The 24,905-nt window shown below is 55.7% G+C and carries 27 protein-coding genes and 1 tRNA gene; 9 read left to right on the plus strand and 19 right to left on the minus strand.

What is annotated here, in order from left to right; all coding sequences use genetic code 11:
* Positions 1–8 precede the first annotated feature (8 nt).
* The 15 genes from nadA to PHACT_RS13415 form a co-directional block, all read right to left on the minus strand.
* A complete protein-coding gene (gene nadA, locus PHACT_RS13345; RefSeq protein WP_070118770.1) occupies positions 9–1,094 on the minus strand; it encodes a quinolinate synthase NadA in 1,086 nt (361 codons plus the stop codon).
* 103 nt (positions 1,095–1,197) lie between these two features.
* Positions 1,198–1,272: transfer RNA gene (locus PHACT_RS13350), tRNA-Lys, on the minus strand.
* A 137-nt stretch (positions 1,273–1,409) separates the two neighbouring features.
* Complete coding sequence (queC, locus tag PHACT_RS13355; protein ID WP_070118771.1) at positions 1,410–2,126, minus strand: 7-cyano-7-deazaguanine synthase QueC; 717 nt, start codon at positions 2,124–2,126, stop codon at positions 1,410–1,412.
* A gap of 74 nt (positions 2,127–2,200) precedes the next feature.
* Positions 2,201–2,854 (minus strand): 7-carboxy-7-deazaguanine synthase QueE, encoded by a 654-nt coding sequence (gene queE / locus PHACT_RS13360; RefSeq protein ID WP_070118772.1) that lies wholly within the window; start codon positions 2,852–2,854, stop codon positions 2,201–2,203.
* Positions 2,855–2,954: 100 nt separating this feature from the next.
* Positions 2,955–3,866, minus strand: a complete 912-nt coding sequence (gene ybgF / locus PHACT_RS13365) for a tol-pal system protein YbgF (protein WP_070118773.1) — start codon at positions 3,864–3,866, stop codon at positions 2,955–2,957.
* 6 nt (positions 3,867–3,872) lie between these two features.
* A complete protein-coding gene (pal, locus tag PHACT_RS13370; protein WP_245730801.1) occupies positions 3,873–4,397 on the minus strand; it encodes a peptidoglycan-associated lipoprotein Pal in 525 nt (174 codons plus the stop codon).
* 104 nt (positions 4,398–4,501) lie between these two features.
* Positions 4,502–5,809 (minus strand): Tol-Pal system beta propeller repeat protein TolB, encoded by a 1,308-nt coding sequence (gene tolB, locus PHACT_RS13375; RefSeq protein ID WP_070118775.1) that lies wholly within the window; start codon positions 5,807–5,809, stop codon positions 4,502–4,504.
* Positions 5,806–6,642 (minus strand): energy transducer TonB, encoded by an 837-nt coding sequence (locus tag PHACT_RS13380; protein ID WP_070118776.1) that lies wholly within the window; start codon positions 6,640–6,642, stop codon positions 5,806–5,808. The genes tolB and PHACT_RS13380 overlap by 4 nt, the downstream gene beginning before the upstream one ends.
* Positions 6,643–6,647: 5 nt before the next feature.
* Entirely contained in the window at positions 6,648–7,082 is a 435-nt protein-coding gene (locus PHACT_RS13385; RefSeq protein ID WP_070118777.1) for an ExbD/TolR family protein, read from the minus strand.
* Between the two features lie 39 nt (positions 7,083–7,121).
* A complete protein-coding gene (gene tolQ, locus PHACT_RS13390) occupies positions 7,122–7,823 on the minus strand; it encodes a protein TolQ (protein WP_070118778.1) in 702 nt (233 codons plus the stop codon).
* A 252-nt stretch (positions 7,824–8,075) separates the two neighbouring features.
* Positions 8,076–9,089: a Holliday junction branch migration DNA helicase RuvB gene (gene ruvB, locus PHACT_RS13395; RefSeq protein ID WP_070118779.1), complete on the minus strand. Its 1,014-nt coding sequence runs from the start codon at positions 9,087–9,089 to the stop codon at positions 8,076–8,078.
* Between the two features lie 5 nt (positions 9,090–9,094).
* On the minus strand, positions 9,095–9,709 hold the full coding sequence (ruvA, locus tag PHACT_RS13400; RefSeq protein WP_070118780.1) for a Holliday junction branch migration protein RuvA: 615 nt from the start codon (positions 9,707–9,709) through the stop codon (positions 9,095–9,097).
* 90 nt (positions 9,710–9,799) lie between these two features.
* Positions 9,800–10,321, minus strand: a complete 522-nt coding sequence (gene ruvC, locus PHACT_RS13405) for a crossover junction endodeoxyribonuclease RuvC (protein ID WP_070118781.1) — start codon at positions 10,319–10,321, stop codon at positions 9,800–9,802.
* 94 nt (positions 10,322–10,415) lie between these two features.
* Complete coding sequence (gene aspS / locus PHACT_RS13410) at positions 10,416–12,194, minus strand: aspartate--tRNA ligase (protein ID WP_070118782.1); 1,779 nt, start codon at positions 12,192–12,194, stop codon at positions 10,416–10,418.
* 48 nt (positions 12,195–12,242) lie between these two features.
* Positions 12,243–12,530 (minus strand): FmdB family zinc ribbon protein, encoded by a 288-nt coding sequence (locus tag PHACT_RS13415; RefSeq protein WP_070118783.1) that lies wholly within the window; start codon positions 12,528–12,530, stop codon positions 12,243–12,245.
* A 352-nt stretch (positions 12,531–12,882) separates the two neighbouring features.
* Here PHACT_RS13415 and PHACT_RS13420 point away from each other — a divergent pair, with 352 nt between their 5' ends.
* From PHACT_RS13420 to PHACT_RS13445, 6 genes are all read left to right on the plus strand, one after another.
* A complete protein-coding gene (locus PHACT_RS13420) occupies positions 12,883–13,248 on the plus strand; it encodes an HU family DNA-binding protein (protein WP_070118784.1) in 366 nt (121 codons plus the stop codon).
* Positions 13,249–13,363: 115 nt separating this feature from the next.
* A complete protein-coding gene (locus tag PHACT_RS13425) occupies positions 13,364–15,100 on the plus strand; it encodes a proline--tRNA ligase (protein ID WP_070118785.1) in 1,737 nt (578 codons plus the stop codon).
* Between the two features lie 63 nt (positions 15,101–15,163).
* Positions 15,164–16,504, plus strand: a complete 1,341-nt coding sequence (locus PHACT_RS13430; protein WP_070118786.1) for a YihY/virulence factor BrkB family protein — start codon at positions 15,164–15,166, stop codon at positions 16,502–16,504.
* Entirely contained in the window at positions 16,497–16,850 is a 354-nt protein-coding gene (gene arsC, locus PHACT_RS13435) for an arsenate reductase (glutaredoxin) (RefSeq protein ID WP_070118787.1), read from the plus strand. Before PHACT_RS13430 ends, arsC begins: the two co-directional genes overlap by 8 nt.
* An 8-nt stretch (positions 16,851–16,858) precedes the next feature.
* Complete coding sequence (wrbA, locus tag PHACT_RS13440) at positions 16,859–17,452, plus strand: NAD(P)H:quinone oxidoreductase (RefSeq protein WP_070118788.1); 594 nt, start codon at positions 16,859–16,861, stop codon at positions 17,450–17,452.
* A 46-nt stretch (positions 17,453–17,498) separates the two neighbouring features.
* The gene (locus PHACT_RS13445; protein ID WP_070118789.1) at positions 17,499–17,927 is read left to right on the plus strand and encodes a DUF2069 domain-containing protein; all 429 of its coding nucleotides are present in this window, start codon (positions 17,499–17,501) and stop codon (positions 17,925–17,927) included.
* A 64-nt stretch (positions 17,928–17,991) separates the two neighbouring features.
* On the opposite strand, the gene hda is transcribed toward PHACT_RS13445, so the two are convergent.
* Both hda and PHACT_RS13455 read right to left on the minus strand, forming a co-directional pair.
* Complete coding sequence (gene hda, locus PHACT_RS13450; protein ID WP_169819481.1) at positions 17,992–18,756, minus strand: DnaA regulatory inactivator Hda; 765 nt, start codon at positions 18,754–18,756, stop codon at positions 17,992–17,994.
* On the minus strand, positions 18,753–19,877 hold the full coding sequence (locus tag PHACT_RS13455; RefSeq protein WP_169819482.1) for a DUF2066 domain-containing protein: 1,125 nt from the start codon (positions 19,875–19,877) through the stop codon (positions 18,753–18,755). The genes hda and PHACT_RS13455 overlap by 4 nt, the downstream gene beginning before the upstream one ends.
* Positions 19,878–19,988: 111 nt before the next feature.
* Here PHACT_RS13455 and purM point away from each other — a divergent pair, with 111 nt between their 5' ends.
* The 3 genes from purM to PHACT_RS13470 all read left to right on the plus strand — a co-directional run bounded on the left by purM (position 19,989) and on the right by PHACT_RS13470 (position 22,751).
* Positions 19,989–21,071 carry a phosphoribosylformylglycinamidine cyclo-ligase gene (gene purM, locus PHACT_RS13460; RefSeq protein WP_070118791.1) on the plus strand — a complete coding sequence of 361 codons (1,083 nt, stop codon included), beginning with the start codon at positions 19,989–19,991 and terminating at the stop codon, positions 21,069–21,071.
* The gene (gene purN, locus PHACT_RS13465) at positions 21,071–21,772 is read left to right on the plus strand and encodes a phosphoribosylglycinamide formyltransferase (protein ID WP_070118792.1); all 702 of its coding nucleotides are present in this window, start codon (positions 21,071–21,073) and stop codon (positions 21,770–21,772) included. Before purM ends, purN begins: the two co-directional genes overlap by 1 nt.
* A 163-nt stretch (positions 21,773–21,935) precedes the next feature.
* Positions 21,936–22,751, plus strand: a complete 816-nt coding sequence (locus tag PHACT_RS13470) for a DUF3108 domain-containing protein (protein WP_070118793.1) — start codon at positions 21,936–21,938, stop codon at positions 22,749–22,751.
* A 26-nt stretch (positions 22,752–22,777) separates the two neighbouring features.
* Here the strand turns inward: PHACT_RS13470 and PHACT_RS13475 are convergent, their stop codons facing one another.
* Positions 22,778–24,268, minus strand: coding sequence for a sigma-54 dependent transcriptional regulator (locus tag PHACT_RS13475; protein ID WP_070118794.1), 1,491 nt, complete (start codon positions 24,266–24,268; stop codon positions 22,778–22,780).
* A 171-nt stretch (positions 24,269–24,439) separates the two neighbouring features.
* Complete coding sequence (gene fliS, locus PHACT_RS13480) at positions 24,440–24,841, minus strand: flagellar export chaperone FliS (protein WP_070118795.1); 402 nt, start codon at positions 24,839–24,841, stop codon at positions 24,440–24,442.
* Positions 24,842–24,905 lie beyond the last annotated feature (64 nt).

Raw genomic sequence — 24,905 nt, forward strand, 5'->3', positions numbered from 1 at the left:
GTGCCGGCTCAGGCTTTACCTTTGACCGCGAGCTGACGCTCGCGTGAGAAATCCAGCATGCGCTGCAATGGCACCATGGCTTGTGCGGCGAGGTCACGCTCTACCTGTATCCGGTTGCTGCCATCACGCAGCGATTCATACAGGGCCTGAAGGGAATTCATACCCATCCATGGACAACTGGCACAACTGCGGCAGCTGGCATCATTGCCTGCAGTTGGCGCCACGATCAGTGTCTTGTCTGGCGCCTGTTGCTGCATTTTGTAAAAAATACCCTGGTCGGTCGCGACAATAAAGGTCTTGTCCGGTAGTTCCACGGCCGCGTTTATCAGTTGACTGGTGGAACCAATGACATCAGCCATGGCCAGCACTGACGCTGGTGACTCTGGATGCGCGAGTACCTTTGCGTCCGGATACAGCGTCTTCATATCCATCAGGCCTTTGGCCTTGAACTCTTCGTGCACAATGCAGGCGGCATCCCACAGAATCATGTCGGCGCCGGTTTTGTGCTGAATGTAGTGCCCCAGGTGACGGTCAGGAGCCCACAGGATTTTTTTACCCTGATCCTGCAGGTGCTCAATGACGTCCAGTGCGATGCTGGAGGTGACCACCCAGTCTGCCCGGGCTTTGACAGCAGCCGATGTGTTGGCATAAACCACAACCACACGATCAGGGTGCTGGTCACAGAACGCCGAAAATTCATCGATGGGGCAGGCAATATCCAGCGAGCATGTCGCCTCGGTGGTTGGCATCAGCACGGTTTTGTCCGGGCTCAGAATGGAGGCGGTTTCACCCATGAAGCGCACACCCGCCACCATCAGCACGTCGGCATCGCAGTCACGGCCGAATCGCGCCATTTCCAGTGAATCCGCGACAATACCGTTGGTTTCCTCGGCCAGTGCCTGAATCGCCGGATCGGTATAGTAATGCGCAACCAGCGTTGCCTTGCGCTCTTTGAGCAGGCCCTTGATGGCGTGACGATAGACTTGATCCTGAGCCTGGTCACGCTCCGGCTTTTGCGGAACTGCGGCAATGTATTCACGCACGCGCAAGGTGTCGGCGGCCAGTCGGTTGTCCTGTGCAGATGATTGCGTCATATCGGTGTCATATCGGAGTCATGAAGAATACGGATGATACCATAGCTAACCAGTAGACCTTGTAGCGAGGGGATTTCTTCAGAATCGATATCAATCACAATAATGGTGGGGCGTGATGGATTCGAACCATCGACCAATTGGTTAAAAGCCAACTGCTCTACCGCTGAGCTAACGCCCCCCGAGGGGAAATCTCTCCGGGACCATCGCCCTGCAAAAGAGAGTGCGCATCATACTACGCAACAGAAAAAACTCAAGTATTTTTGTCAAAAAACCGCAATTCTACTGCCCGACAGCTCTGTTGCCGAACATCTCCGGCTACCGCGAGACATAACTGGTAGGGTCCGCAATACCCGCATCATCAAAGCCTTTGCGACGCAAACGACAACTGTCACAGCGACCGCAGGCGCGCCCTTTTGAGTCAGCCTGATAACAGGAGACAGTCAATCCATAATTGACACCGAGTTCGTGCCCCATGGCGATAATCTGGGCTTTGCCAAGGTCTATCAGTGGGGTTTTGATACGGATGGGTCGCCCCTCAACACCAATTCGGGTGGCCAGATTGGCCATCTGTTCGAACGCCAGAATAAACTCGGGGCGGCAGTCAGGGTATCCGGAATAGTCCAGCGCATTGACGCCAATAAAAATCGAATCAGCTTCCAGCACCTCTGCCCACGCCAGCGCATAAGACAGAAAGACGGTATTGCGGGCAGGTACGTAAGTCACCGGAATCTGATCCGGCACGACACCCGACTCAGGCATTGCCACCGAGGCATCGGTCAGCGCCGACCCACCCAATTGACCAATACCCAGCGGGATCACCTGGTGCTGACGCACAGAAAAAGCAGACGCCAGTCGCATGGCCGCATCCAGCTCACTGCTCGCCCGCTGACCATAATTGAAACTCAACGCGTAACAGTCGTAGCCCTCAGCGCGAGCGATGGCCAGACAGGTGGCAGAATCCAGCCCTCCCGACACCAGAATGACTGCTTTTTTTGTATTATTGCCACCGTTATCCGGATTCGACTCTTTCACCACGCTACCTTACTTGAGCTCTGAAAATTTCCCGGGGTTCTACCGCTAAAGCATACCGCGATAATTGCCTGGCGTCAGTGGCCTGGCGCATCACCCCAGATTATTTTGTGCAACTGTACCTGCATCCGCACCGGCAAGCGGTCGGCCAATACCCACGCCGCCAGATCACGATAGGCTAGCTGTTCAAATGACGGAGATAACAGGATCTCCTGCACCCGACTGCCTAGATCATACTGATCTATTTTGGCTTTGCTCCATTCATAATCGCGGCGATCACAAATGACAAATTTGACCTCGTCAACACGCTTCAGTCGTCCGATATTACTTTCCAGATTTCGATCACATTCGCCGGAACCAGGCGTTTTGAGATCCATGACCACCGTCACACGCGGATCCACTTCCGCAATATCCATCGCGCCACTGGTTTCCAGGGAGACTCTAAGGCCCCGATCACAAAGCTCGCGCAAAAGCGCCAGGCAGCCGGGCTGAGCCAGCGGCTCGCCACCGGTAACGGTGATATAACGTGCGCCGGTTGCCTCGACCTGAGCAAGAATGTCAGTCAGCGGCATCACGGTGCCATCGTGAAAGGCATACTCGGTGTCACAATAACCGCAGCGCAGCGGGCAACCCGTCAGGCGCACAAACGTTGTTGGCAGACCCACCGTGCTGCTTTCGCCTTGCAGGGAAAAAAAGATTTCGTTTATACGTAAACTGAGAGGTTTGTTCATGAACTCGACTTGGTGAGATAAGCGACGAACCCGACCAGCAGGTTATTGAAAAACTATCTGCGTTGCAATTGCTGCCTCGAATACGTTTTTCAACAGACTGCTAGTTCAGGGATCTCATGTAGATATCGGCCAGGTTGGCTGCGGATGTATTGGGAAAGCGTGCTCGCACATCCTGCAATAATTGCCGTGCTCGGGCATTGTCACCCAGACGGTGATAGACCGTGCCCAGTGAATACATGGCATCTTCAATTTTTCGACCATCGGGATACTGTTCCAGAATGGTTTCAAAGGCGACCCGTGCCTCGTTAAACATGGACAGATTGACGTATGCCTGTCCCTGCCAGTAATAGGCATTGGTGACAAAACGACCGTCCGGGTATTGCGCCAGGTACTGATCAAATTGCTGAACAGAGCGCTGATAGGCTTCCTGTTGCAGCAATGAATCCAGCGCCAGTTCGTAAAGTTGTTGCTCGGTGAGCATGCCTGTTGCAGCCGGCGTTGACGCATTGTTGCTGACTGACTGGTTGCTCGCCAGAGACTGACTGCCAGTCTGCGCTGTTGTCGCCGACATCGGGGCCGAAGAAGCCGGTGAGTTGGCAGACGCGTTGACAGTAGAGGCTGGATTGGACGAAGTAGCAGTCGACGTGGTGGCGGTTGACGATGCGCCGGTGTTTGCCGTCGCTGTTGCCGGCGTTGCGCTGGTGCCGGCATTGCTGCCCACACCCGCCGCAGATCCGGCACCACGCGCCGCTTCCAGATCCTCATACAACGCACTGATGCGTGCATCCAGATCCGTGTAACGATCAAGCGAATCCTGTTGCAGGCGCCTTATTTCATAACCATGCTCTTCAACCATGCCACGAAGGGTCTGCATTTCAGTACGGAGATCCCGGAACTGATCCAGCAGCAACATCAGGGCATCATTATTCGAAGAACCGGCCTGCGCGAAAACGCTCGTGTTAAACACGAGCGCCGTCACACTGCCTGCAACTACTGCCAGGAAACGCTTCATCCTTTATCAGCCCGCCGGTCGGATTTCAACGCGACGATTTTGCTGATACGCAGAGTCTGTCTGACCGCGAACAGCTGGCTGCTCTTCACCGTAGCTGACGGTTTCCAGCTGGCTGCGTGATGCACCGTTAACAATCAGGAAATCGCGGATGCTGTTAGCACGACGCTCGCCCAACGCCAGGTTGTATTCGCGTGTGCCGCGCTCGTCAGCATGGCCTTCCAGACGAACACGACGGTTCGGGTTGGATGCCAGGTTACGGGCGTGAACAATCAGTGTTTCGCGGTCTGAGGGCTGGAATTCGGCCACATCAAAGTCGAAATAGAACACAGTCGTGTTCAGAGCTGCCTGATCCTGACGCTCGCGCTCCATGCGCTCACGCTCCAGACGCTGCTGCTCGGCGCGGGCTGCGGCTGCTGCTGCATCAGCGGCGGCGGTATCATTGGTTTCCATTGGCATTTCTTCTGTGTCGCTGGTTGAGCTACACGCTGCCAGACCGGCAATTGTCAGTGCCAGTGCCGCTGTTTTAAACATACTATTAAATTGCATACCCACAATTAGCGTCCTCCAAAAGACAAGCTATTTACATGAAATTCTTTGATGCCCAATACTACAATAATTTCTTTACCAACAATACCTTAATTCAGGTACGGAGACCACGAAGGCTCCCGTACATCGCCCTGCGGAGATGGTAAACGGAACTTTGCACGTCCGTCAACGGAAACAGCGTCAAGCACGCCGCGGCCGTTGTAGGTTGTGCCGTACATAATCATACGGCCGTTTGGAGCCACGCTGGGTGATTCATCCAGTGCTGTGTCCGTGAGCGTAATGACCCGGCCGGTCTCCATGTTGAGAACGGCAATACTGTAAGTATTGTCCTGGCGGGTTTCGCGACGAACATGGACCATATTCACCCCATCGGGCATAAACTGGGCCTTGGCACAATAAAAACAATCAAAGGTCAACCGCTCAGGGAAGCCTCCGCTCAAGTCAGCCTGATAGATCTGGGGCTGACCGGTTCGATCTGATGTAAACAATACATACTGGCTGTCCAGTGTCCACGCTGGTTCGGTTTCCGCGCGCGGATGGTCGGTTATCTGCGTCAGCTGATCGGTGGCCAGATCCAGCACATACACATCCGGACTGCCGTCCTTTGACAACACCATGGCCAGTTTGCGGCCATCAGGCGACCATACCGGCGAACTGTTAATGCCGGAAAAGTTCGACACCTGACGACGCTGACCGGTGGCCAGATCCTGTATATAGATGCGCGGCAAATCCGTCTCGAAAGACACATAGGCAATCTGACTACCATCCGGTGACCACGCCGGAGACATGATCGGCTCACTCGACTCCAGCAGAATCTGGGCGCGACGACCATCATAATCCGCGTAATGCAGGCGATAGGTCATGTCGCCAATATTGCCTTCAGCCGAGACGTACATGATCTTGGTGGCAAATGCCCCGCGCCGGCCGGTAATTTCCCGGTACACCACATCGCTGATCTCATGCGCGATATCCCGTAACTGGCTGACACTGCCAGTGAGGACTTCACCCAGTACCTTGCGCTCGCGGTTGATATCAAAAAATTCCCACTGCACCTGCACCATCTGACCACCGGGTACCCGGCTGATCTTGCCCACAACCAGATACTGCTGCGCCAGAATTCGCCAGTCCCGGTAATGCACTTCGCGCTCTTCGCTTGGCATGCTGAGCATATTGGCGCGTGACAGCGCTCTGAACTCGCCCACCTGCTCCAGGTTGCTGGCAATAATCTGTGCCACATCTTCTTCCAGAGCGACCCCGCCTTCCCAGGCAAACGGAACGATCGCGACCGGAATCGGGTTATCAACACCGCGCGTGATTTCAATATTCAGTTCAGCAGCGCGAATACTCGCCGAAAAGGCAAATACCAGCACCAGTACCAGCAGGCTGCGTAGCTTCAATTTAATAAATCCTCCGGTCTGAATGTTAACAACAGTGAACGAAAATTGCGTTCAAACATTCGCGGCGGCATGCCCTGCAGTTCAGTAAACCGGCCCACAGCCCGCACCGCATTTTCTGCCGCGCGGTCAAAGGCGGCATCACCGCTCGACCTGACAATTTCCACATCCACCACATCGCCCGTGGGAACCAAACGAATCCTCACCACGGCTGTCATATCGTTTCTTGCACTTGGCGGACGTGACCAGTTGCGTTGCACCAGGTCGTGTATCACCGCCGTATACGCCATCGTTATTTCTGCTTCCGTTTCAGCTGCTTCACCCGCTGCGGCGGCAGCGGCCTGCGCCTGTTCTTCCTGCTGACGCTGACGTTCTGCCTCTTGCTGTCGCTGCTGCTCCAGCCGCTCCTGTTCAAGTCTTTCCTGTTCCCGTCTTTCCTGCTCCAGTCGCCGCGCCTCTTCTTCGCGACGCTGCTGCTCCTGGCGTTCACGTTCCTGGCGCAGTTGCGTTTGCCGAGCCTGTTCCTGTTGCAGTTGCTCTTGTCTGGCCTGCTCCTGCTGTTCCCGTTCCCGCTGCTCGCGCTGTTGCTGTTCGCGCTGCTGTTGTGCCCGCTCTTGCTGCTCACGCTCACGTTGCTGCTGCAGTGACTGTTGCTGCTGACGCTCGTTGCGCGCCTGCGGATTTTCCGACACCAGCAATGCCTTGACTGATGGCGGACGAATGACATCCAGCACTTCAGACTCTGCCTGCTGAAACAATAACAGCGTTCCCAGCACGACACCGTGAAGCAGTACGGCAAGAAACACTGATATCGGATAACCGTTAAACGCAGTCACAACAATTATTCCAGTGGCTTGGTAACCAGGTTCGGACTTTCAACACCAGCCACCCGCAACGCTTCCATCAGGCTGATAAACGGACCGTAACTGGCACTGGCATCGCCTTCAACAAAAATCTGGATAGTCGGGTTGGCCTCAACAATGGACGCCACCTGCTGGCCAATGGTCGCCAGCGTCACCGGTGTCTGCTCATCCTGTTCGGTCACACCCAGGCTGATAAAAAACTCATTGTCCGAGGTCAATTCGATGACCAGAGTCTCGGCGTTTTCATCCATATCCATGGGTTCGGAATCAACCTGTGGCAGATCAACCCGCAGCCCCTGGGTCAGCAGGGGCGCAGTCACCATAAAAACGATCAACAACACCAGCATCACGTCAATGTAGGGAACCACATTGATATCTGACATCGGTCTGCGTCGTTTTCTGACTATTTCCATCGTATTCGCTACCGTTACAAAACCCGGGACAGGGTCAGATTACTTTGGTGGACTCTGCACGCTGGCAACCTGGCGGTGCAGAATGCCGGCGAACTCTTCAGTAAACGTAATATAGTTCTGCGCAATCATGTCGACGCGACTGGAGTACCGGTTGTAGGACACAACCGCAGGAATCGCAGCAAACAGTCCCATTGCGGTCGCAATCAGCGCCTCCGCAATACCGGGCGCAACAACCTGCAACGTGGCCTGATTCTGTTCAGCAAGGCCGATAAACGAATTCATGATGCCGATGACGGTACCAAACAGGCCGATGTATGGCGTGACCGAACCCACCGTTGCCAGAAACGGCAGATTTTTTTCCAGCTTCTCTTCTTCACGCGAGTAAGCCACCCGCATGGCGCGCTGCGCACCCGCCATGACACCTTCGGCGCTGACGCCGCCCTGCTGCCGCAGACGCATGAATTCCTTGAAACCGGCACGAAAAATATTTTCCATGCCACCGGTGGGCTGGTTTTCCTTTTGCTGGTTGCTGCCTTCGCGATACAGCTGACTCAGGTCCATTCCCGACCAGAAGCGTTTCTCAAAGCTGTACATGCCTTGATCGGCACTGCTCAATACCAGCCAGCGCTGGATGATCATGACCCAGGAGATAACAGAGGCTACCAATAGAATCAGCATGACCAGTTGAACAGGGATCGTTGCTTCCAGTATCAGCGACCAGACACTTATCGAGCTTTCCACCAGGCACTCCCTTATCTGATTAAGTCCGAGCTTGCAAAGACAGAGTTAAAAACAGGCGGCATTATAAGTCAAATTAACCACTTAAAATACAGGGGCGAATGTCTAAAGGCTGATAAAATATGGCCAAATCATGATGAATTGTCAGTATTGTGACCGGAACGTCACTTTGAAGGCCTTTCCAGCGCCTGCCGGGAAAACGCAGAAGGAATATTGAGCACACATACACACGCCAGAAGCCGCACCAGCCTGATGTCAGGACTGCACCGGCGCCGGCAGACCCAGCTGCAGATAGGCATGCGGCGTGACCATTCGACCACGGGCGGTACGCATCATGTAACCCTGCTGAATCAGGTAGGGTTCAAGCACATCCTCAATGGTATCGCGCTCTTCGCTGATGGCCGCCGCCAGACTGTCGACCCCGACCGGGCCACCACCAAATTTCTCGATCATGGTCAGCAGCAGGCGCCGGTCCATGTGATCAAAGCCATTATTGTCGATACTGAGCATATCAAGCGCCTGACCAGCGATCTCGCTGCTGATCTCGCCGGCGTGTTTTACCTCACTGAAATCGCGCACCCGGCGCAACAGGCGATTGGCGATACGTGGCGTGCCACGGGAACGACGGGCAATCTCAAAGGCACCGGACTCATCAATTTGACAGCCCAGAATGCGGGCAGACCGGGCAACAATTTCGGTCAGCTGCGGATGCGTATAGAATTCCAGACGCTGGATGATGCCAAAACGGTCGCGCAACGGTGAGGTCAGCAGGCCGGCACGCGTGGTGGCGCCGACCAGCGTAAATGCGGGCAATTCAAGCTTGATTGAGCGAGCAGCCGGCCCTTCACCGATCATGATATCGAGCTGGTAATCTTCCATTGCCGGGTACAAAATTTCTTCGATTGCCGGACTCAGGCGGTGTATTTCATCAATAAAGAGGACATCTCCCTCTTCCAGATTGGTCAACAGCGCAGCCAGATCACCCGCCTTTTCCAGTACCGGGCCGGAGGTGGTCTTGATGGCCACATCCAGCTCATTGGCAATGATATTGGCCAGCGTGGTCTTGCCCAGACCGGGCGGCCCGAAAATCAGCGTATGGTCCAGCGGCTCGTTGCGATTGCGGGCAGCGCTGATAAAGATATCCATCTGTGTTTTAACGTCGTCCTGACCAATATAATCCGCCAGTACCAACGGTCGGATGGCCCGATCAACGGACTGCTCTTGTGGTGCCAACGCGGGTGATATCAGGCGGTCATTGTCAGTTGTCATCGTTGTCACACCATCCCTTTCAGCGCCAGCCGGATAATTTCTTCACTGCGCTCGATCTCCGGATTGTCCTTCAGCGTGCGAACAATCATGCGAGCCGCCTCTGCCGGTTTATAACCCAGTGCAATCAGCGCGGTTTCCGCATCCTCACTGACCGCGCTGGCGCCGCCCAACGGTGGCGGTGAACCCGGCGGCTGATTGCCATCGACGGGTGCCTGCCAGTCCTTGAGTCGATCACGCATTTCCAGCATCAGACGCTCGGCGGTCTTTTTACCAATGCCGGGGATTCGGGTCAGCGCCGACTCGTCGTCCTGCCGCACCAGACGGACAAATTCATCCGCAGTCACGCCCGACAGGATGGCCAGCGCCACTTTCGGACCCACACCACTGACCTTGATCAATGCCCGAAACAGGGATCGCTCCTGCTGCCCGTAAAAACCAAACAACAGGTGCGCATCCTCACGCACAACCAGGTGAGTATGAAGCAGCACTCCCTGCCCCGTCGCAGGTAACTGGTAAAATGTGCTCATTGGCGCCTGCAGTTCGTATCCGACACCGTTGACATCCAGCAGCAGATCCGGCGCTCTTTTCTCTACCAGAATACCCTTTAACTGACCTATCACGTTGCTGCCTCTATATACATGGCGAATCCATCCTGAGCATTACTGGAGCGCTGTCCGCCATGAATCCATGATCACGGCGGATACAGGCGGTCAGCGATGAAACCGGCCGCGACTGAAATTGCGCGCCGACGCTACTTTAATCAGACTCTGTCTGGTATTAGCATGACACACTGCAATGGCCAGTGCATCTGCCGCATCGGCCTGCAACCGGCCCTGCAACCCCAACAGCACCTTGACCATGTGCTGCACCTGCGTCTTGTCCGCAGCCCCCGAGCCGGTGACAGACTGCTTGACGGTCCTCGGCGTGTACTCAGCTACCGGCAGGTCCAGGTGCAGACAGGCCACCATCGCACTTCCCCGCGCCTGACCCAGCTTCAGCGCTGACGACACACTCTTACCCAGGAATACCTCTTCAATAGCACATTCCTCCGGCGAGTATTGCTCGACCACCTCACTGATACCACGGAAGATTTCTTTCAGACGCTGGGGGTGTTCGCCCAGGTCGGGCCTGATGCAACCACTGGCGACGTACTTCAGGCGATTTCCAACCGACTCAATAATGCCGAAGCCGGTTGCTCGCGAGCCAGGGTCTATGCCCAGGATTAATGTCATGTTCTGCCTCGGTTACACAGGAGCCCGACACTCATGCCGGGTCCGTGCAGATCATGGTGTGCGCCTTTGTAGCGGATGCGCCAGCATCACCGATTCAGGCAGAAGGCGCAGCCGGTTGTTCACGCAGTCGGATATTGAGCTCTCGCAACTGCTTCGCCGATACTGGTCCCGGCGCATCAGTCAATGGGCACGCTGCCGACTGGGTTTTCGGGAAGGCGATCACTTCGCGAATAGACGTGGCCCCGGTCATCAACATGATCAGGCGGTCCAGGCCAAACGCAAGCCCCCCGTGCGGCGGGCAGCCTGACGCCAGCGCTGTCAGCAGGAACCCGAACTTTTCCTGCGCCTCTTCTTCACCGATACCCAGCAGGTCAAACACCGCACTCTGCATCTGCGGCTGGTTAATACGGATGGAGCCACCACCCAGCTCGGTGCCGTTCAAGACCATATCGTAAGCACGAGACAATGCCTGATCCGGGTTCGCGCGCAACTCCTCAGGCGTACAGGAAGGTGCTGTAAACGGATGGTGCAGGGAGTTCAGATTGCCTTCCTTGTCGCGCTCGAACATGGGGAAGTCAACCACCCACAATGGCGCCCAGCCTTCACGTACTTTGCCCAGATCGGCAGCCACTTTCAGGCGCAGTGCGCCAATGGCTTCGTTAACGATATTGGCCTTGTCGGCGCCAAAGAAAATGATGTCACCGGTTTGTGCCTGCAGGCGTTCCAGAACCTGTTTGACGACTGCTTCCGGCATAAACTTGATGATGGGCGACTGCAGTCCTTCCAGGCCGGCATTGATGTCATTGACCTTGATCCAGGCCAGACCCTTGGCCCCGTAGATGCCCACAAATTTGGTGTAGTCGTCTATGTGTTTGCGGCTCAGCGATGCGCCGTCGGGCACACGCAGAGCAACCACACGACTGGCCGCATCGTTGGCGGGCCCGGCAAACACTTTAAAATCCACGGCCGCCATCAGGTCGGCGATATCAGTGAATTCCAGATCGATACGCAGATCCGGCTTGTCCGACCCGAATCGGCGCATGGCTTCGCCCCAGGTCATGCGCGGAAAATCGCCCAGCTCGGCATCCAGATGGCGTTTAAAGGTCTGGCGAATCATCTCTTCCGTGGTCGCCATGATCTGTTCCTCGTTCATGAACGAGGTTTCGATGTCTATCTGGGTGAACTCGGGCTGTCGGTCAGCACGCAGATCCTCATCGCGGAAACACTTGGCAATCTGATAATAACGATCCATGCCTGCCACCATCAAAATCTGCTTGAACAGCTGAGGCGATTGCGGCAGGGCAAAGAATTCGCCCGGGTGCGTGCGACTGGGTACCAGATAGTCGCGCGCGCCTTCGGGCGTGGCCCGGGTCAGAATCGGGGTTTCAATGTCCAGAAAGCCATTGTCGTCGAGATAGTTGCGAATGGTGTTGGTGACCTTGGAGCGAAAGCGCAGGCGGTCAATCATTTCCGGCCGGCGCAGGTCGATATACCGGTGACGCAAACGCACATCTTCGCTGACTGACGCATGTTCATCCAGCTGGAAAGGCGGCGTTTTGGCAGCACTGAGAACTTCCAGCTCATGTGCCAGTACTTCAATGCCACCACTGGTCAGATCTTTGTTGACCGTGCCGTCCGGGCGCGCACGCACCAGACCGGTGACCCGGACCACGAACTCGTTACGCAGGGTTTCAGCCAAAGCAAAGGTGTCGGCACGGTCAGGGTCAAACACGACCTGGCTCAATCCATCACGATCCCTTAGATCTACAAAAATGACACCGCCATGATCACGCCGACGATGGACCCAGCCACAAAGACTGACGGTTTCGCCAATCCGGGCTTCATTTAATTCTCCGCAATAGTGGCTGCGCATACTGTCTTCCTGCAAGGTTGTTCTGGATGTGAATTCTGGTTCGATTTTTCAGGCGGCGGTTCCCGATGCCGGAGCGTTACCCGAGCCTGTTTTTTTACTGCCTGCCGATGAGCTATCAGCCGCGCTGCTGTCCTGGGTGCCGTGTCGCTTGTTGCCGGTTTTGAAATCAGTTTCATACCAGCCACCCCCCTTCAGACGAAAGCTGGGGGCAGATAGCTGCTTTATCAAACCTGCCTGCTGACAGGATGGGCAATCGGTCAGCGGCGCATCACTGAATTTCTGGATGGCTTCCAGACAGTGGCCGCACTCCTTGCATTGATAATCATAAATCGGCATAAAAATTTAGTCTCTCTATCCGGGTGTGCGGCCTGAGCCTGTGTACGGGATTGAAATTGCGCACGTTGCCAGGCCCACGACCGATCAATTACAAAGAAAGCAGTTTCGCTCAAAAGCCGCCGATTATACCTTATATTTCCGACGTTCATCACCTGTCTTGCGGCATTAGATGCATCAATATTGCCTGCTTGCACAACACAGCCGCAAACAATTCACAAAACGGCGGACAACAGAGCCTTTCAGCACTTGCGGCAGCCCCTGCAATCCTTTATAAATAACGGCTTGAGCGGTCATTTCCGCCTACAGCGTTACGCTACGTTATCAATTCACCTCACTACACACGAGAATCAGCATGGCAGCTACCAAACCAGCAGCAAAACCAGCAAGCAAAAAAACCACGGCCATTGCCCAAAAATACACCAAAACAGCCATCCTGGCAGAAATCGCCCAGAACACCGACCTGAGCAAAAAGCAGGTTGATGCCGTCCTCAGCGAGTTGAGCGATCTGATCGAGCGCCATATCAAAAAACGCGGCGTTGGTGAGTTCACCCTGCCCGGTCTGTTAAAGATCAAAGCCGTCAAGCGTCCGCCACAACCTGCGCGTAAAGGTGTGCCCAATCCGTTCAAGCCCGGCGAGACCATGGATATTCCGAAAAAGCCAGCCAGCACTCGCGTCAAAGTACTGCCATTGAAAAAACTGAAAGAATTCGCTCAGTAATTTCCTGCCAGACCCAAAAAGACGCAGTAACCGGATATCACCGCCGGCAGTTCTCTGAGACTTGCCGGCGGCTCTGTCCACCTGACTCCCACCCAGAATCCACAGCAGGACCCGCATGCGCACCAGTCAATATTTTATCGCCACGCTCAGAGAAACACCGGCTGACGCCGAAGTTATCAGTCATCAACTGATGTTACGTGCGGGCATGATTCGCAAGCTTGCCAGCGGCATGTACACCTGGCTGCCGGCAGGCCTGCGTGTGCTACAGAACGTAACCGCCATCGTGCGCGAAGAGATGAACAAGGCAGGCGCCCTGGAGGTATCCATGCCGGTGGTGCAATCGGCAGAGCTGTGGCAGGAATCCGGACGCTGGGACCAGATGGGCCCCGAACTGCTCAGATTTGTGGATCGACATAACCGGGACTTCTGTCTGGGCCCTACCCATGAAGAGGTCATTACCGACCTGATTCGCAATGAATTCAATAGTTATAAACAGTTGCCCGCCAATTTTTATCAGATACAGATGAAATTCCGTGACGAGCGTCGGCCACGTTTTGGCATCATGCGCGCGCGTGAATTCCTGATGAAGGATGCATACTCGTTTCACATTGATGAAGCGTCCCTGCAGCAGACCTACGACGTCATGTTCCAGGCTTATTGCAGTATTTTTTCCCGTCTGGGGCTGGATTATCGTCCGGTGCTGGCGGACACCGGCAACATTGGTGGCAGCACGTCACACGAATTCCACGTGCTGGCAGACTCCGGCGAAGACGACATTGTGTTCAGTTCCACCGGCGACTATGCCGCCAACATCGAACTGGCTGACGGTATTATTCCGGATCAGGCCACGATGCCGGCAGCAGCCAGCAACAAGTCTGCCAGCAAAGTGGACACCGGCGATGCCCACAGCATTGACGCGGTCGCTGAAAAACTGCAGATTCCGGCATCGAAACTGATCAAGACCCTGATCGTCAGATCTGACGATGACAGCAACAAACATGGCCTGATTGCCTTGCTGATCCGCGGCGATCAGGAAGTGAACGAAGTCAAACTGGCCAAACTCGATGGCGTTGCCGTGCCTGTGGAGTTCGCCAGCGACGAGCAGGTCGAGTCCGTCGTCGGCTGCAAACCCGGCTGTCTGGGTCCATTGAGATTGCCGTTTCCTGTCATTGCGGATCGCAGCGTTGAGCACATGAGCGATTTTGTCTGTGGGGCCAATTCGGAAGGGTTTCATTTGACCGATGCCAACTGGGGCGAAGACTGCCATTTTGACACCGTCGCCGATCTGCGCAAGGTGAAAGAAGGCGACATCAGTCCCGATGGTAACGGCACACTATCCATCAAGCGCGGTATTGAAGTCGGCCATATATTCCAGCTGGGCACCAAATACAGCAAGGCCATGAATGCATCAGTTCTGGATGAGAACGGAAAATCCGTGTTGATGACCATGGGCTGTTACGGTATCGGTGTCAGCCGAATCGTGGCGGCCGCCATTGAGCAGAATCACGACGACAACGGCATTATCTGGCCGGATGCAATCGCCCCTTTCCAGATTGCCATTGTGCCGCTGAATGCACACAAATCGCCGCTCGTCGTTGATGTCAGTGACCAGTTGTTACAAACCCTGGAAGCGGCTGGTTACGAGGTACTGCTGGATGACCGGGACAAAAAGACCAGCCCCGGCGTTAAATTTGCCGATATGGAACTGATGGGCATCCCCCACCGCCTGGTCGTCTCTGAACGTGGCCTGGAAAACAACCAGCTGGAATACAAATCGCGACGAGCCGCTGATCCGGAAATGGTGCCACTTGACGCGATTCTGGACTTTCTGGGCGACCGCCTGCCTCGCTGACCAGACCACCGGGCACGGCGCCAGACGCATCGCCGCTGCGCGAGGTAGCTCGACAGGAGTGATATGCAGACGAGGTCATTGCAGGAGCTGAAAGACAGGACTGACGATTTTCTCTGGGCCAGTCGCCCGGTCGACAATCGTTGGCAGCGTGCCGGTATACGCGCACTGCAGATAGCCTACGCTGTCGCCCGGGACCTGGCACAGGGCAACCTCAGCCTGCGTGCCATGAGCCTGGTTTACTATACCGTTATCGCCTTTGTGCCGCTGCTGGCGCTGGCGTTTGCAGTACTCAAAGGTCTGGGCGTGCACAACGAGCTGGAGCCCGCCCTGCTTGGCCTGCTGCAGCCCTTCATGGGCGAATACAGCATCGAAATCGCACAGAACGTAGTCGGTTTTGTCGACAACGTCCGTGTCGATGTCCTCAGTGTGGTCAGCCTGGGGGTGTTGTTGTACACCGTGCTTACCATGATGCAGCGCATCGAGATGTCGTTTAACTTCATCTGGTCGGTCAGTCAGGCGCGCAGCATTGGCAGCCGGGTCAGTGAGTACCTGTTTGCCATCATTGTTGCGCCCCTGCTGATCCTGATTTCAGTGGGTATTGCTTCTTACGTTAATACGGTGCTGTTTGTCGGCCTGCTGGAAAGTCTGCCAACCGGCGCCATCATTCTGCAGTTTATTGCCCTGGTCACTCCCTTCCTGTTCATGTCGCTGGCCTTCGCACTGGCGTTTATTTTTATTCCCAATACTCGCGTGCGTTTCCGCTCAGCGTTTATCGGTGGCATTGTTACCACCGTGGCATGGAAGCTGATGGGCTGGATATTCCAGAATTTCATTACCGAATATTCCGCGAATGCCGTTATTTATGCCGCATTTTTTGCCGTCATCCTGTTGATGCTGGTCATTTATCTGGGCTGGCTGATGTTGCTGATCGGTTCGTCCGTCGCGTTTTATCACCAGCACCCATCCAAAACTTATGCCGGCCGCGAGCCTCCCAAACTCAGCCTGCGACTGAAGGAGGAAGTCGATCTCACCATTGCCTATCTGATAGTCAAACGATTCCAGCAAGGCGTTGAACCCTGGACGGTGGATGAGCTGCAGGCGTACACCCGACTGAGCCCCGCCATGGTAGAATCCGCCCTGCAGATTTTACTGGCCATTGGTTTCATCCGTGCCACCGATGAGAACCCGCCCTGCTACCTGCCGGTATCCACCGTCGACAACTGTAAACTGCATGAAATAAGACACAAAGTGCGTACATACGCCAAAGACAAGCCTGACAACCGCTCTCTGTGCGCCGAACAAATGCAGATTCGCACGCTCCTGGACGACGCCGACGAGAGCTGGAGTGAAACCAGTGGCAATAGCACACTGACAGACCTGATAAAGAGTGAAGCCAATGAGTAATGTGGTTATCTATCATAACCCGCGCTGTTCCAAGTCGCGCCAGACACTTGCCCTGCTGCAGGAACGCGGTATCGAGCCTGAGCAGGTGTTATATCTGGAAACACCACCAGCCCCCACAGAACTGAGACGCCTGCTGAAGCTGCTGGATATGCCAGCCAGGGCGCTGTTGCGCAAAGGCGAGGCAGAATTCAGGGAACTGAACCTGGCCGACAACGCCCTAAACGAAAGCCAATTGATTGAGGCCATGAGCGAACATCCCAGACTGATTGAACGGCCCATCGTGGTTCGTGGCGATCGGGCCGTGATCGGTCGTCCGCCGGAGAACGTACTGGAGCTGATTTCGTGAGCCGGCCCATGCCATACGTGCTGGTTCTGTATTACAGCCGGCACGGCGCCACCGCCGACATGGCTACTCTGATCGCCCGCGGTGCAGAACAGGCTGGTGACATCGAAGCCCGTCTACGCACAGTGCCCTCCGTGTCGCCAGATCATAGCGCCAGCATTCCGGCAGTACCTGACAGCGGCGCCGTTTATTGCAGCGAAGATGACCTGCGTCAGTGTTCCGCACTTGCCATGGGCAGCCCGACCCGGTTCGGCAACATGGCGGCAGCGATGAAATATTTTCTGGACAACACCGGCGCGCTTTGGGCCAGTGGTGCCCTGGTGAATAAGCCGGCCGCGCTGTTTACATCGAGCTCAAGCCTGCACGGTGGCCAGGAATCAACTTTGCTGAGCATGAGCCTGCCATTATTGCACCACGGCATGTTGATCTGCGGCCTGCCTTACAGCGAAGCCGCATTGATGCGCACACAAACCGGTGGCACGCCCTACGGCGCCAGTCATATGGCCGGCAAAGACAGTGACCTGCCCCTTAGCGATGATGAAAAGGAGCTGTGCCTGGCCCTCGGCAAGCGCCTGGGACATCTGGCGCTAAAACTGGGCTCGTGAGCGCCCGACGTACCCGCACCCGCCACAACTACAAGAGCCTTGCACTATGACCAAAATATGGGACCCCGACAGCAACCCCTCAGCATCAGCGCCCGAACCGGCACCGTTACCGGCAATCGTCGGCCAGTCACGCAAAGCCGTACTGGCATTTTACTTCGGTATGCTGGGGTTGTTCACCGCCGATGCCATTCTGACCCTGGTCAGAGGCGCGCCCATTGGCGTGGCGGTATTTCTGTGGCTGTTCCGCCTGCTGCCGTTACTGATTTTCCTGCCCGGGCTACGCAGCAATAACCTGCGCACGTATGCCTGGCTCAGTTTTGTTGTACTGATGTATTTTACCCATGCAGTGGTCACTGCCTTTGTCCCCGGGGAACTGTTTTACGGTCTTGTCTACAGCTTCCTGTGCGTCGGATTGTTCTGCGCACTGCTGGTGTATATCCGGATGGCAAAAAAACATCTGGGCATGAACCTGTAGATCCGGACACGTGCGAAAGAGGTCAAAGCTGGGGCTTACGAGAGGGGTTTCGTGAGGCTGCGCGCTACCAGTTCATCAACGCTCTAAGCAGTGGCACCGTCACCTTGCGACGGGTTTCCAGCGAACGCTGATCCAGTTCATGTAACGTTGCAATCAGCGCGCTCATGCTGCGCTCGCAGCGACTGACAAGGTAATTGGCAACATCATCGCTCAATTCAAAGCCAAGACGCGAGGCACGCATCTGCAAGGCGGCTTTCTTGTGCTCATCGTCCAGTTGATGCAACTGGAATACGGCCGCCGACTGCAGGCGCGAATGCAAATCCGGCAACGCAAACTCTGTGTACTGCGGACTGCGTTGGGCAGCCACCAGCAGGGGCGTCTGACTGGCTGCCATGCGGTTATAAAGATGGAACAGCGCTTCTTCCCATTCCGCCTCGCCGGCGATGTCATCAATGTTATCCAGACACAGCATGGCCACCTGCTCAAGCCCGGTCAGTACATCCGGCGTCAGTTCGCGCGACATCGACAAATCGAGATAAAACACCGTTTGGCCATGACCATCAAGTTCATGGCAGGCAGCCTGGAGTAAATGCGAACAACCTGCACCCGGGCTGCCCCAGAGCCAGACAAACTCCTTTAGCAGCGTGCCCCCGGTGTTGCCAGTATTGCGCTGTGCCCACTGCTCAATCCAGTGTCGCAGGTGTGCAACCACCGCCTCACTACTGTCGCTGTCTGTGCTACTGTCCGGACAATAAAAATTGTCGAACCTGGCTTCGTTATCCAGGCGCAGGCGCAATGCCAGTTGTCGGGGAGATGCCGCCAGCGTCACTGCCGGGTCCAGCGATAATGTAACAAATCGGAAGTCGCCGTCGCCACGTCACCCGTGCCAGAAGTTACAGGGACCAGATCACGTCCCAGGCTGATGAACTCGGCCAGATGTTGTCGCGTGCCAGCCAGTTGCAGGCGCAGCTCAATGGAGTCGCCACGCAATGCCGACACGTTGGCGGCGCTAACCATCGTCAACGATTCCAGGTAGCGCATCAATGCCATGTGACTGGCAAGACTGGCAACTCCATCAATGCGCAGGGTCACCTGGTCTTCCTGCTCGAAATCACTGGGCACCAGACCGAAATGTTCGGCCAGGCGGCCCGTTACCTGGTCCAGCGGAAAATCCATGTAAGTATCCGGCGAGACGTCAACATGATCAAAAACATGGGTCTGATCACGAAAGATGAATTGCCACAGCCCCACCACTTCATTGGCCGGTGTGATCAACAGACGACCGGCGAGGACACTGTCAGCACCATAACGCTCACCCACCTGGCGCAAGGCTGCAGTATCAAGCTGCCAGCCCTGATTGACCGATACCATGCGCCTGTCGGTCAGGTCGAGCAAGGGTATCAAAACCGGCACACCGCGCTCGGTCGCGAATTTACGGGCCTGGTCCAGCAGCACATGGTCAGAACTCGACCCGAGCATGTTGCGGCGCCCATCGTCACCCTGAACAGTTATCCATAACAACACACTGGCCCGATTGCTATCCCAGACCGGTATCTCGGCCTGATTCAATAAATCGCCAATCAGACCCTGATCAAAACGTACGTCTATGCGCCCCTCCAGCCCGACCGTCCGATAGCTGACTTCGGCTACATAGGACGCGGCCCGTTGCCTGGCCTCACGAATACGGGGATGTTCCAGCCATCGACGCTCACCTGTGACCTTGACAATCACCTGTTCAAACGCCTCACGATAGGCTCGTTCGCGTGCCGCTTCGCTCTGATTCTCGACAACAATTTCCTGGCTGTACAGGCCTTCAATGGGCAGCGCCTGCCCGGTAGAACTGAGCGCCAGTAATAACATCAGCAGCAGCCACTGCACCGCGGGGAGGCGAGCAATGTACCTGTGTCCGGGCCAGGCCCGTGACGATGTGATCAGGAATTGTGTTGTCATGCGCGTCATCATAACCGATCACCCCACTGTTTTACATAATTGCCTGACGAAGCAGTCAGCAACTGCTAAAATGGCAACAACCATTTTACAACCCAGGGATGCCACACCTCCATGACAACCAAAGCGACTTCTGCTACCCGCGATCAAACTGACAAACCCAGCCTCAGCTACAAGGATGCCGGTGTAGACATTGATGCCGGTGATGCCCTGGTGGAAAAAATCAAATCAGTGACCCAGTCGACCCGGCGCCCCGAAGTACTGTCGGGGTTGGGCGGATTCGGTGCACTTTGCGAAATCCCTGAAGGTTATCGCAAACCGGTTCTGGTTTCGGCGACTGACGGCGTTGGCACCAAGCTGAAACTGGCTATCGACATGGGTAAACACGACACCATCGGTATTGATCTGGTCGCCATGTGTGTTAACGACTTGATTGTGTGTGGCGCCGAGCCTCTGTTTTTCCTCGATTATTATGCCACCGGCGGCCTCAACGTCGATATCGCAACCGAGGTGGTCAGCGGCATTGGCGAAGGTTGCCGACAGGCTGGCTGCTCTCTCATAGGTGGTGAAACCGCCGAAATGCCTGGCATGTATCAGAAAGGTGATTATGACCTGGCTGGTTTTTCAGTCGGTGTTGTCGAGAAAGACAGCATTATCGACAACAGTCAGGTGCAGGCTGGCGACTGCCTGATTGGCCTGGCCTCTTCCGGCCCGCATTCCAATGGCTACTCACTGATCCGCAAAGTGCTTGAAGTATCCGACGCCAAACTGGATGACCCCTTCGGCGACAGCACGCTGGGTGATGTATTGCTGGCGCCAACCGAAATCTACGTTAAAGCGCTGCAGACACTGCAAAACGACATACCTGTCCATGCCATGGCGCACATTACCGGCGGCGGCATTCTGGAGAATCTGCCACGGGTGCTACCGGATTTCACCGAGGCTCAGATTGACACCAATGCCTGGCAGCGCCCGGCCATCTTCGACTGGCTGCAAATGAACGGCAATATCGCCAATCGTGAAATGTTACGTACTTTCAATTGCGGCATTGGCATGATTGTCTGTGTTGCCGCCGACCAGGCCGAACAGGCGCTTGAGATTCTGCAACAGCAGACGCGCGGCGCGGTGATGCTTGGGCAAATCAGCAAGTCTGAGCAGCAAAAGCCGTCAGTGACACTGACCGGCGACTATGTGTGATGGCTGAGACGTTTAAACCCGGGCAGTCAAGCCCAGGGCGGTCGGCAGCAGCGCGGCCCTGTCAGGTCGTGGTGCTGATTTCCGGCAATGGAAGCAACCTGCAGGCAATCATCGATCATAGTCAGGCCGGTGGCTACCAGCTGGCCGCCGTCATCAGTAATCGCGCTGACGCCTATGGTCTGGAACGGGCCACGCGGTCGGATATCCCGACCCGGGTGCTCGACCACAAGACCTTCAGTTCGCGCGAGGCATTTGACGGCCAGCTGATGCAGGAAATAGATGCTTTTGATCCTGACCTGGTCGTCCTGGCCGGGTTCATGCGCATACTCAGCAGCGGTTTTGTCGAGCACTACGCCGGACGCCTGCTGAATATCCACCCGTCCCTGTTGCCGGCCTACAAAGGTACCCAGACACATCAACGGGTTCTGGATGCCGGTGAGCTTCAACACGGTGCCAGTGTGCATTTTGTCACTGCCGAGCTTGATGGCGGGCCGGTCATACGTCAGGCCGCGATCGCGATCACCAGCAATGACACTGCAGAATCACTGGCGCAGCGTGTTGCCATCGAAGAACACAAAATATACCCTGAGGTGGTTTCATGGTTCGCCAGCGGGCGCCTGCTGATGGATGCTGACGGCATTCTGCTAGACGAACAGCGCCTGCCCACCTGCGGCGTACAAAGCGAACAAACGCCGATCTAAAGCGATCGGGACCAATCAAACGGGATCAAAAGATAGAAACAGCTGGGCCGGATACTATCTGTTTGGTTGCGGTTCAGCTTGCAGCGCGTACTCTGATCATTCAGGTACACGCCCTCACCGGGCGATGGCGCAACTTTCAGGATACAGTCAGAGGTCTCTAAACATGGCGCTGTTTTGGAACACGCTACACAAACCCGTTGTGACAGCAATGTCCGTCTTTGTTGCAGCTTTTGCCGCTCAGCTCTACGCGGGCAGCGCAGACAGCGGTGCGAACAGCACAGAAACAGAGTCATCTGTTCTGATCGCACCCTCGCCCTACGAGGCAGCTTACGAGGCGCGCGCCCGCGGCCTGAGCACGGAAGCCTACCGAAACCTGGAGGAAACCGGTGACAATGTCTACCGGCTAAGCCACGGGCTGTCGCTCCGCGTACTGGGAGCCAACCTGATATCGGTGACGGAAACCAGCCATTTCTATTGGCAGGACAGTGGTGCCGTACCCGTCTCATACGCCTTTGAACAGAGCGGCCTGCGCAAACGTGAAGAGACCATCCAGTTTGACTGGGAAAACGCCAGTGCCAGCGTAACCCGGGACGACAGACAGTCGGAAACAGCCATCCGTGCCGGGTTGCTCGACAATCTCAGCTTTACCGCACAAATGAGCGCCCAGTTAAACGCGAACCCGGATTTACTGGAAACAGGCACGACGCTGGAATACCAGATTCTGGACGGTACGGAGCCGGAAACTCACGAGTATCGGGTTGTGGACAGGGAAAACGTGGACACGCTGGCCGGATCGCTGGACACACTCTTGATAGAGCGCGTACGTGATCCCGACAGTGATCGCAGCACTCGCATCTGGCTGGCGGTGGAGCATGCCTTTGTGTTGGCCAAACTGGAACAGATCGAAGACGGTGACAGAACCGAGTTACTGCTGGCATCACTCAACATAGGCGACACCCGCCTTGGTGTCAGCGAATAGGGCCTTAGCCTGGTTTGAAAAAGCCGTTAACGCTGCATGTCGTATTTGCGCATCTTTTCCACCAATGTGGTGCGCCGGATGTTGAGCCGGTCAGCCGCGCGGGCCACCACCCCACCACTGTCATCAAGCGCCTGCTCAATGAGGCTGCGCTCAAGATTGCCCAGGTACTCTTTCAGGTCCAGCCCATTAAGCGGAAGCAGGTTACCGTTGCCTTCGCTGAGCAAAGACGCCATGTCACCTGCAAATGCACCGTCGGCGGCACCGGCTGAACCATTGACCGGCGCCTGCATGGCCTCCTCTTCAGCCAGCACGGCAGCTTCTTCAATCACCTGCGGCAATTCGACATCGTCGGGCTGATACTGCCTTGGCAGGTCATGCACGCCCACCACACCATGGGGATGCATGATGGCCATGCGCTCAACAAGATTGGCCAACTCCCGGACATTGCCCGGCCAGGCATACTGGCCCAATGCGCGAATCGCCGCGGAATTGAAGCGCACCGAACCACGTTTGCTGTTTTCCAGCCGTGAAATCAGCTCGTTTAGCAAAAACGGTATATCTGACGCCCGGTCCCGCAACGACGGCATCTCGATAGGGAATACATTGATACGATAGTACAGGTCCTGCCGGAAGCTGCCGGCATCAATCATGCTCTCCAGGTTGCGATGGGTTGCGGCCAGAATGCGCACATCAGTCTGCAGGGTTTTGGTACCGCCAACACGCTCGTAACTCTGTTCCTGAATCACGCGCAGCAACTTGACCTGCATCGGCAGCGGCATATCGCCGATTTCGTCGAGAAACAGGGTGCCGCCCTGCGCCAGCTCAAAACGCCCCACGCGGGTTGAAATGGCACCGGTGAACGCACCTTTTTCGTGGCCAAAAAGCTCACTCTCCAGCAGATCGGGCGGGATGGCGCCACAATTGATGGGAACAAAAGGTTTGGTGGAGCGGTTGGAATTGGCATGCAGGTTACGCGCTACCACTTCTTTACCAGTGCCAGACTCACCCGTGATTAACACCGTCACTTCGGTATCAGCCACCTGCGACATGAAATGACGGATCTTCTGCACCGAATTGCTGTTGCCCACCAGACTGCGGAACATATTATAGTCGCGCACGCTGCCAACATCGCGCAGGCGGGCGTAATGATCGCCAAACACCTGCGCTTTATGCAACGCGTCCAGCATGGGCTGATAGCTCAAGGGCAGCGGGATGCTGGCAACTACACGTGTTGACACACTCTCAGGCAGCTCGGGCAGCTCCTGATCGCCCAACAGCACCAGGGGAATGCCGTCGCGCCACTCAACCAGCTCTTCCAGCAGTGACGCCATCAGCGATGGTTTGTAGTGTCCAATCAGAATCAGCTTGAGTGCGGCAGGGTCAATCTCCTGCGCACTCACTTCATCATGCCAGTGGCTACGGGCAATGGTGAGGGGATTTTCCCCCAGAAAAGTGAGCACGATGCTCAAATCGTGCCCCAGCTTCTTGCTGTCTTCTATAACTAATATTTGTGTCATGCCCGGTACCGACAAGCCGCTGCAGCACTGGAGTGTGCACACCAGCCGACCCGCCCCTGTTGTGACTTTATGATCGATTACAATCGATTCTTTTTAGTCATCTTGGGTTTCAATTAGACACCGCCCGGGCCGGCAGAGTCAAACGTTGAAGCGTCAATTACTTGACTATTTTTACGACGCCGCCGAGATGGCGGGATCGATTTCATCCCAGCCAGTCTTGACGGTACGCATAAGATCGATCACTTCCTGCACCAATGCCGGATCGTTGCTGACATTTGCCTCGAACAGGCGGCGCTGCATATAGTCGTAAAGACGCTCCAGATTATCCACCAGCTCCGGCGCCTGTTCACGCTCCAGGCTGCCCTGAAGCCCGGCAATAATACCGGTCGCCTTGCCCAGCAGAACACCTTTGGGCTCGGTCTCACCGCGCTCCATGGCGGATCTTGCCTGCACCAGTCGATCCATCGCGCCAGTCATCAGCATCTGGATTAGACGATGAGGGCTGGCCTGTTCGATGCCGCTTTCATTGTTGATACGTTTATACTGCGCAGCTGCCTGTGTCATTGAATACATAAAAATCCCCTTAACTGAAAATGATGTCTGGCATGTTGTTGATTTAGTTCATGAGTCTGGCAAA

It is taken from the genome of Pseudohongiella acticola, from assembly GCF_001758195.1.
In the GTDB taxonomy this organism is placed as follows: Bacteria; Pseudomonadota; Gammaproteobacteria; order Pseudomonadales; family Pseudohongiellaceae; genus Pseudohongiella; species Pseudohongiella acticola.

Coding starts and splice junctions, on each gene's coding strand:
- nadA (WP_070118770.1), bottom strand. CDS start 1,094: ATGACGCAATCATCTGCACAGGACAACCGACTGGCCGCCGACACCTTG.
- queE (WP_070118772.1), bottom strand. CDS start 2,854: ATGAACAAACCTCTCAGTTTACGTATAAACGAAATCTTTTTTTCCCTG.
- ybgF (WP_070118773.1), bottom strand. CDS start 3,866: ATGAAGCGTTTCCTGGCAGTAGTTGCAGGCAGTGTGACGGCGCTCGTG.
- pal (WP_245730801.1), bottom strand. CDS start 4,397: ATGTTTAAAACAGCGGCACTGGCACTGACAATTGCCGGTCTGGCAGCG.
- PHACT_RS13385 (WP_070118777.1), bottom strand. CDS start 7,082: ATGGAAATAGTCAGAAAACGACGCAGACCGATGTCAGATATCAATGTG.
- ruvB (WP_070118779.1), bottom strand. CDS start 9,089: ATGACAACTGACAATGACCGCCTGATATCACCCGCGTTGGCACCACAA.
- ruvC (WP_070118781.1), bottom strand. CDS start 10,321: ATGACATTAATCCTGGGCATAGACCCTGGCTCGCGAGCAACCGGCTTC.
- aspS (WP_070118782.1), bottom strand. CDS start 12,194: ATGCGCAGCCACTATTGCGGAGAATTAAATGAAGCCCGGATTGGCGAA.
- PHACT_RS13415 (WP_070118783.1), bottom strand. CDS start 12,530: ATGCCGATTTATGATTATCAATGCAAGGAGTGCGGCCACTGTCTGGAA.
- PHACT_RS13420 (WP_070118784.1), top strand. CDS start 12,883: ATGGCAGCTACCAAACCAGCAGCAAAACCAGCAAGCAAAAAAACCACG.
- PHACT_RS13425 (WP_070118785.1), top strand. CDS start 13,364: ATGCGCACCAGTCAATATTTTATCGCCACGCTCAGAGAAACACCGGCT.
- PHACT_RS13430 (WP_070118786.1), top strand. CDS start 15,164: ATGCAGACGAGGTCATTGCAGGAGCTGAAAGACAGGACTGACGATTTT.
- arsC (WP_070118787.1), top strand. CDS start 16,497: ATGAGTAATGTGGTTATCTATCATAACCCGCGCTGTTCCAAGTCGCGC.
- wrbA (WP_070118788.1), top strand. CDS start 16,859: ATGCCATACGTGCTGGTTCTGTATTACAGCCGGCACGGCGCCACCGCC.
- PHACT_RS13445 (WP_070118789.1), top strand. CDS start 17,499: ATGACCAAAATATGGGACCCCGACAGCAACCCCTCAGCATCAGCGCCC.
- PHACT_RS13455 (WP_169819482.1), bottom strand. CDS start 19,877: ATGACAACACAATTCCTGATCACATCGTCACGGGCCTGGCCCGGACAC.
- purM (WP_070118791.1), top strand. CDS start 19,989: ATGACAACCAAAGCGACTTCTGCTACCCGCGATCAAACTGACAAACCC.
- purN (WP_070118792.1), top strand. CDS start 21,071: ATGGCTGAGACGTTTAAACCCGGGCAGTCAAGCCCAGGGCGGTCGGCA.
- PHACT_RS13470 (WP_070118793.1), top strand. CDS start 21,936: ATGGCGCTGTTTTGGAACACGCTACACAAACCCGTTGTGACAGCAATG.
- PHACT_RS13475 (WP_070118794.1), bottom strand. CDS start 24,268: ATGACACAAATATTAGTTATAGAAGACAGCAAGAAGCTGGGGCACGAT.
- fliS (WP_070118795.1), bottom strand. CDS start 24,841: ATGTATTCAATGACACAGGCAGCTGCGCAGTATAAACGTATCAACAAT.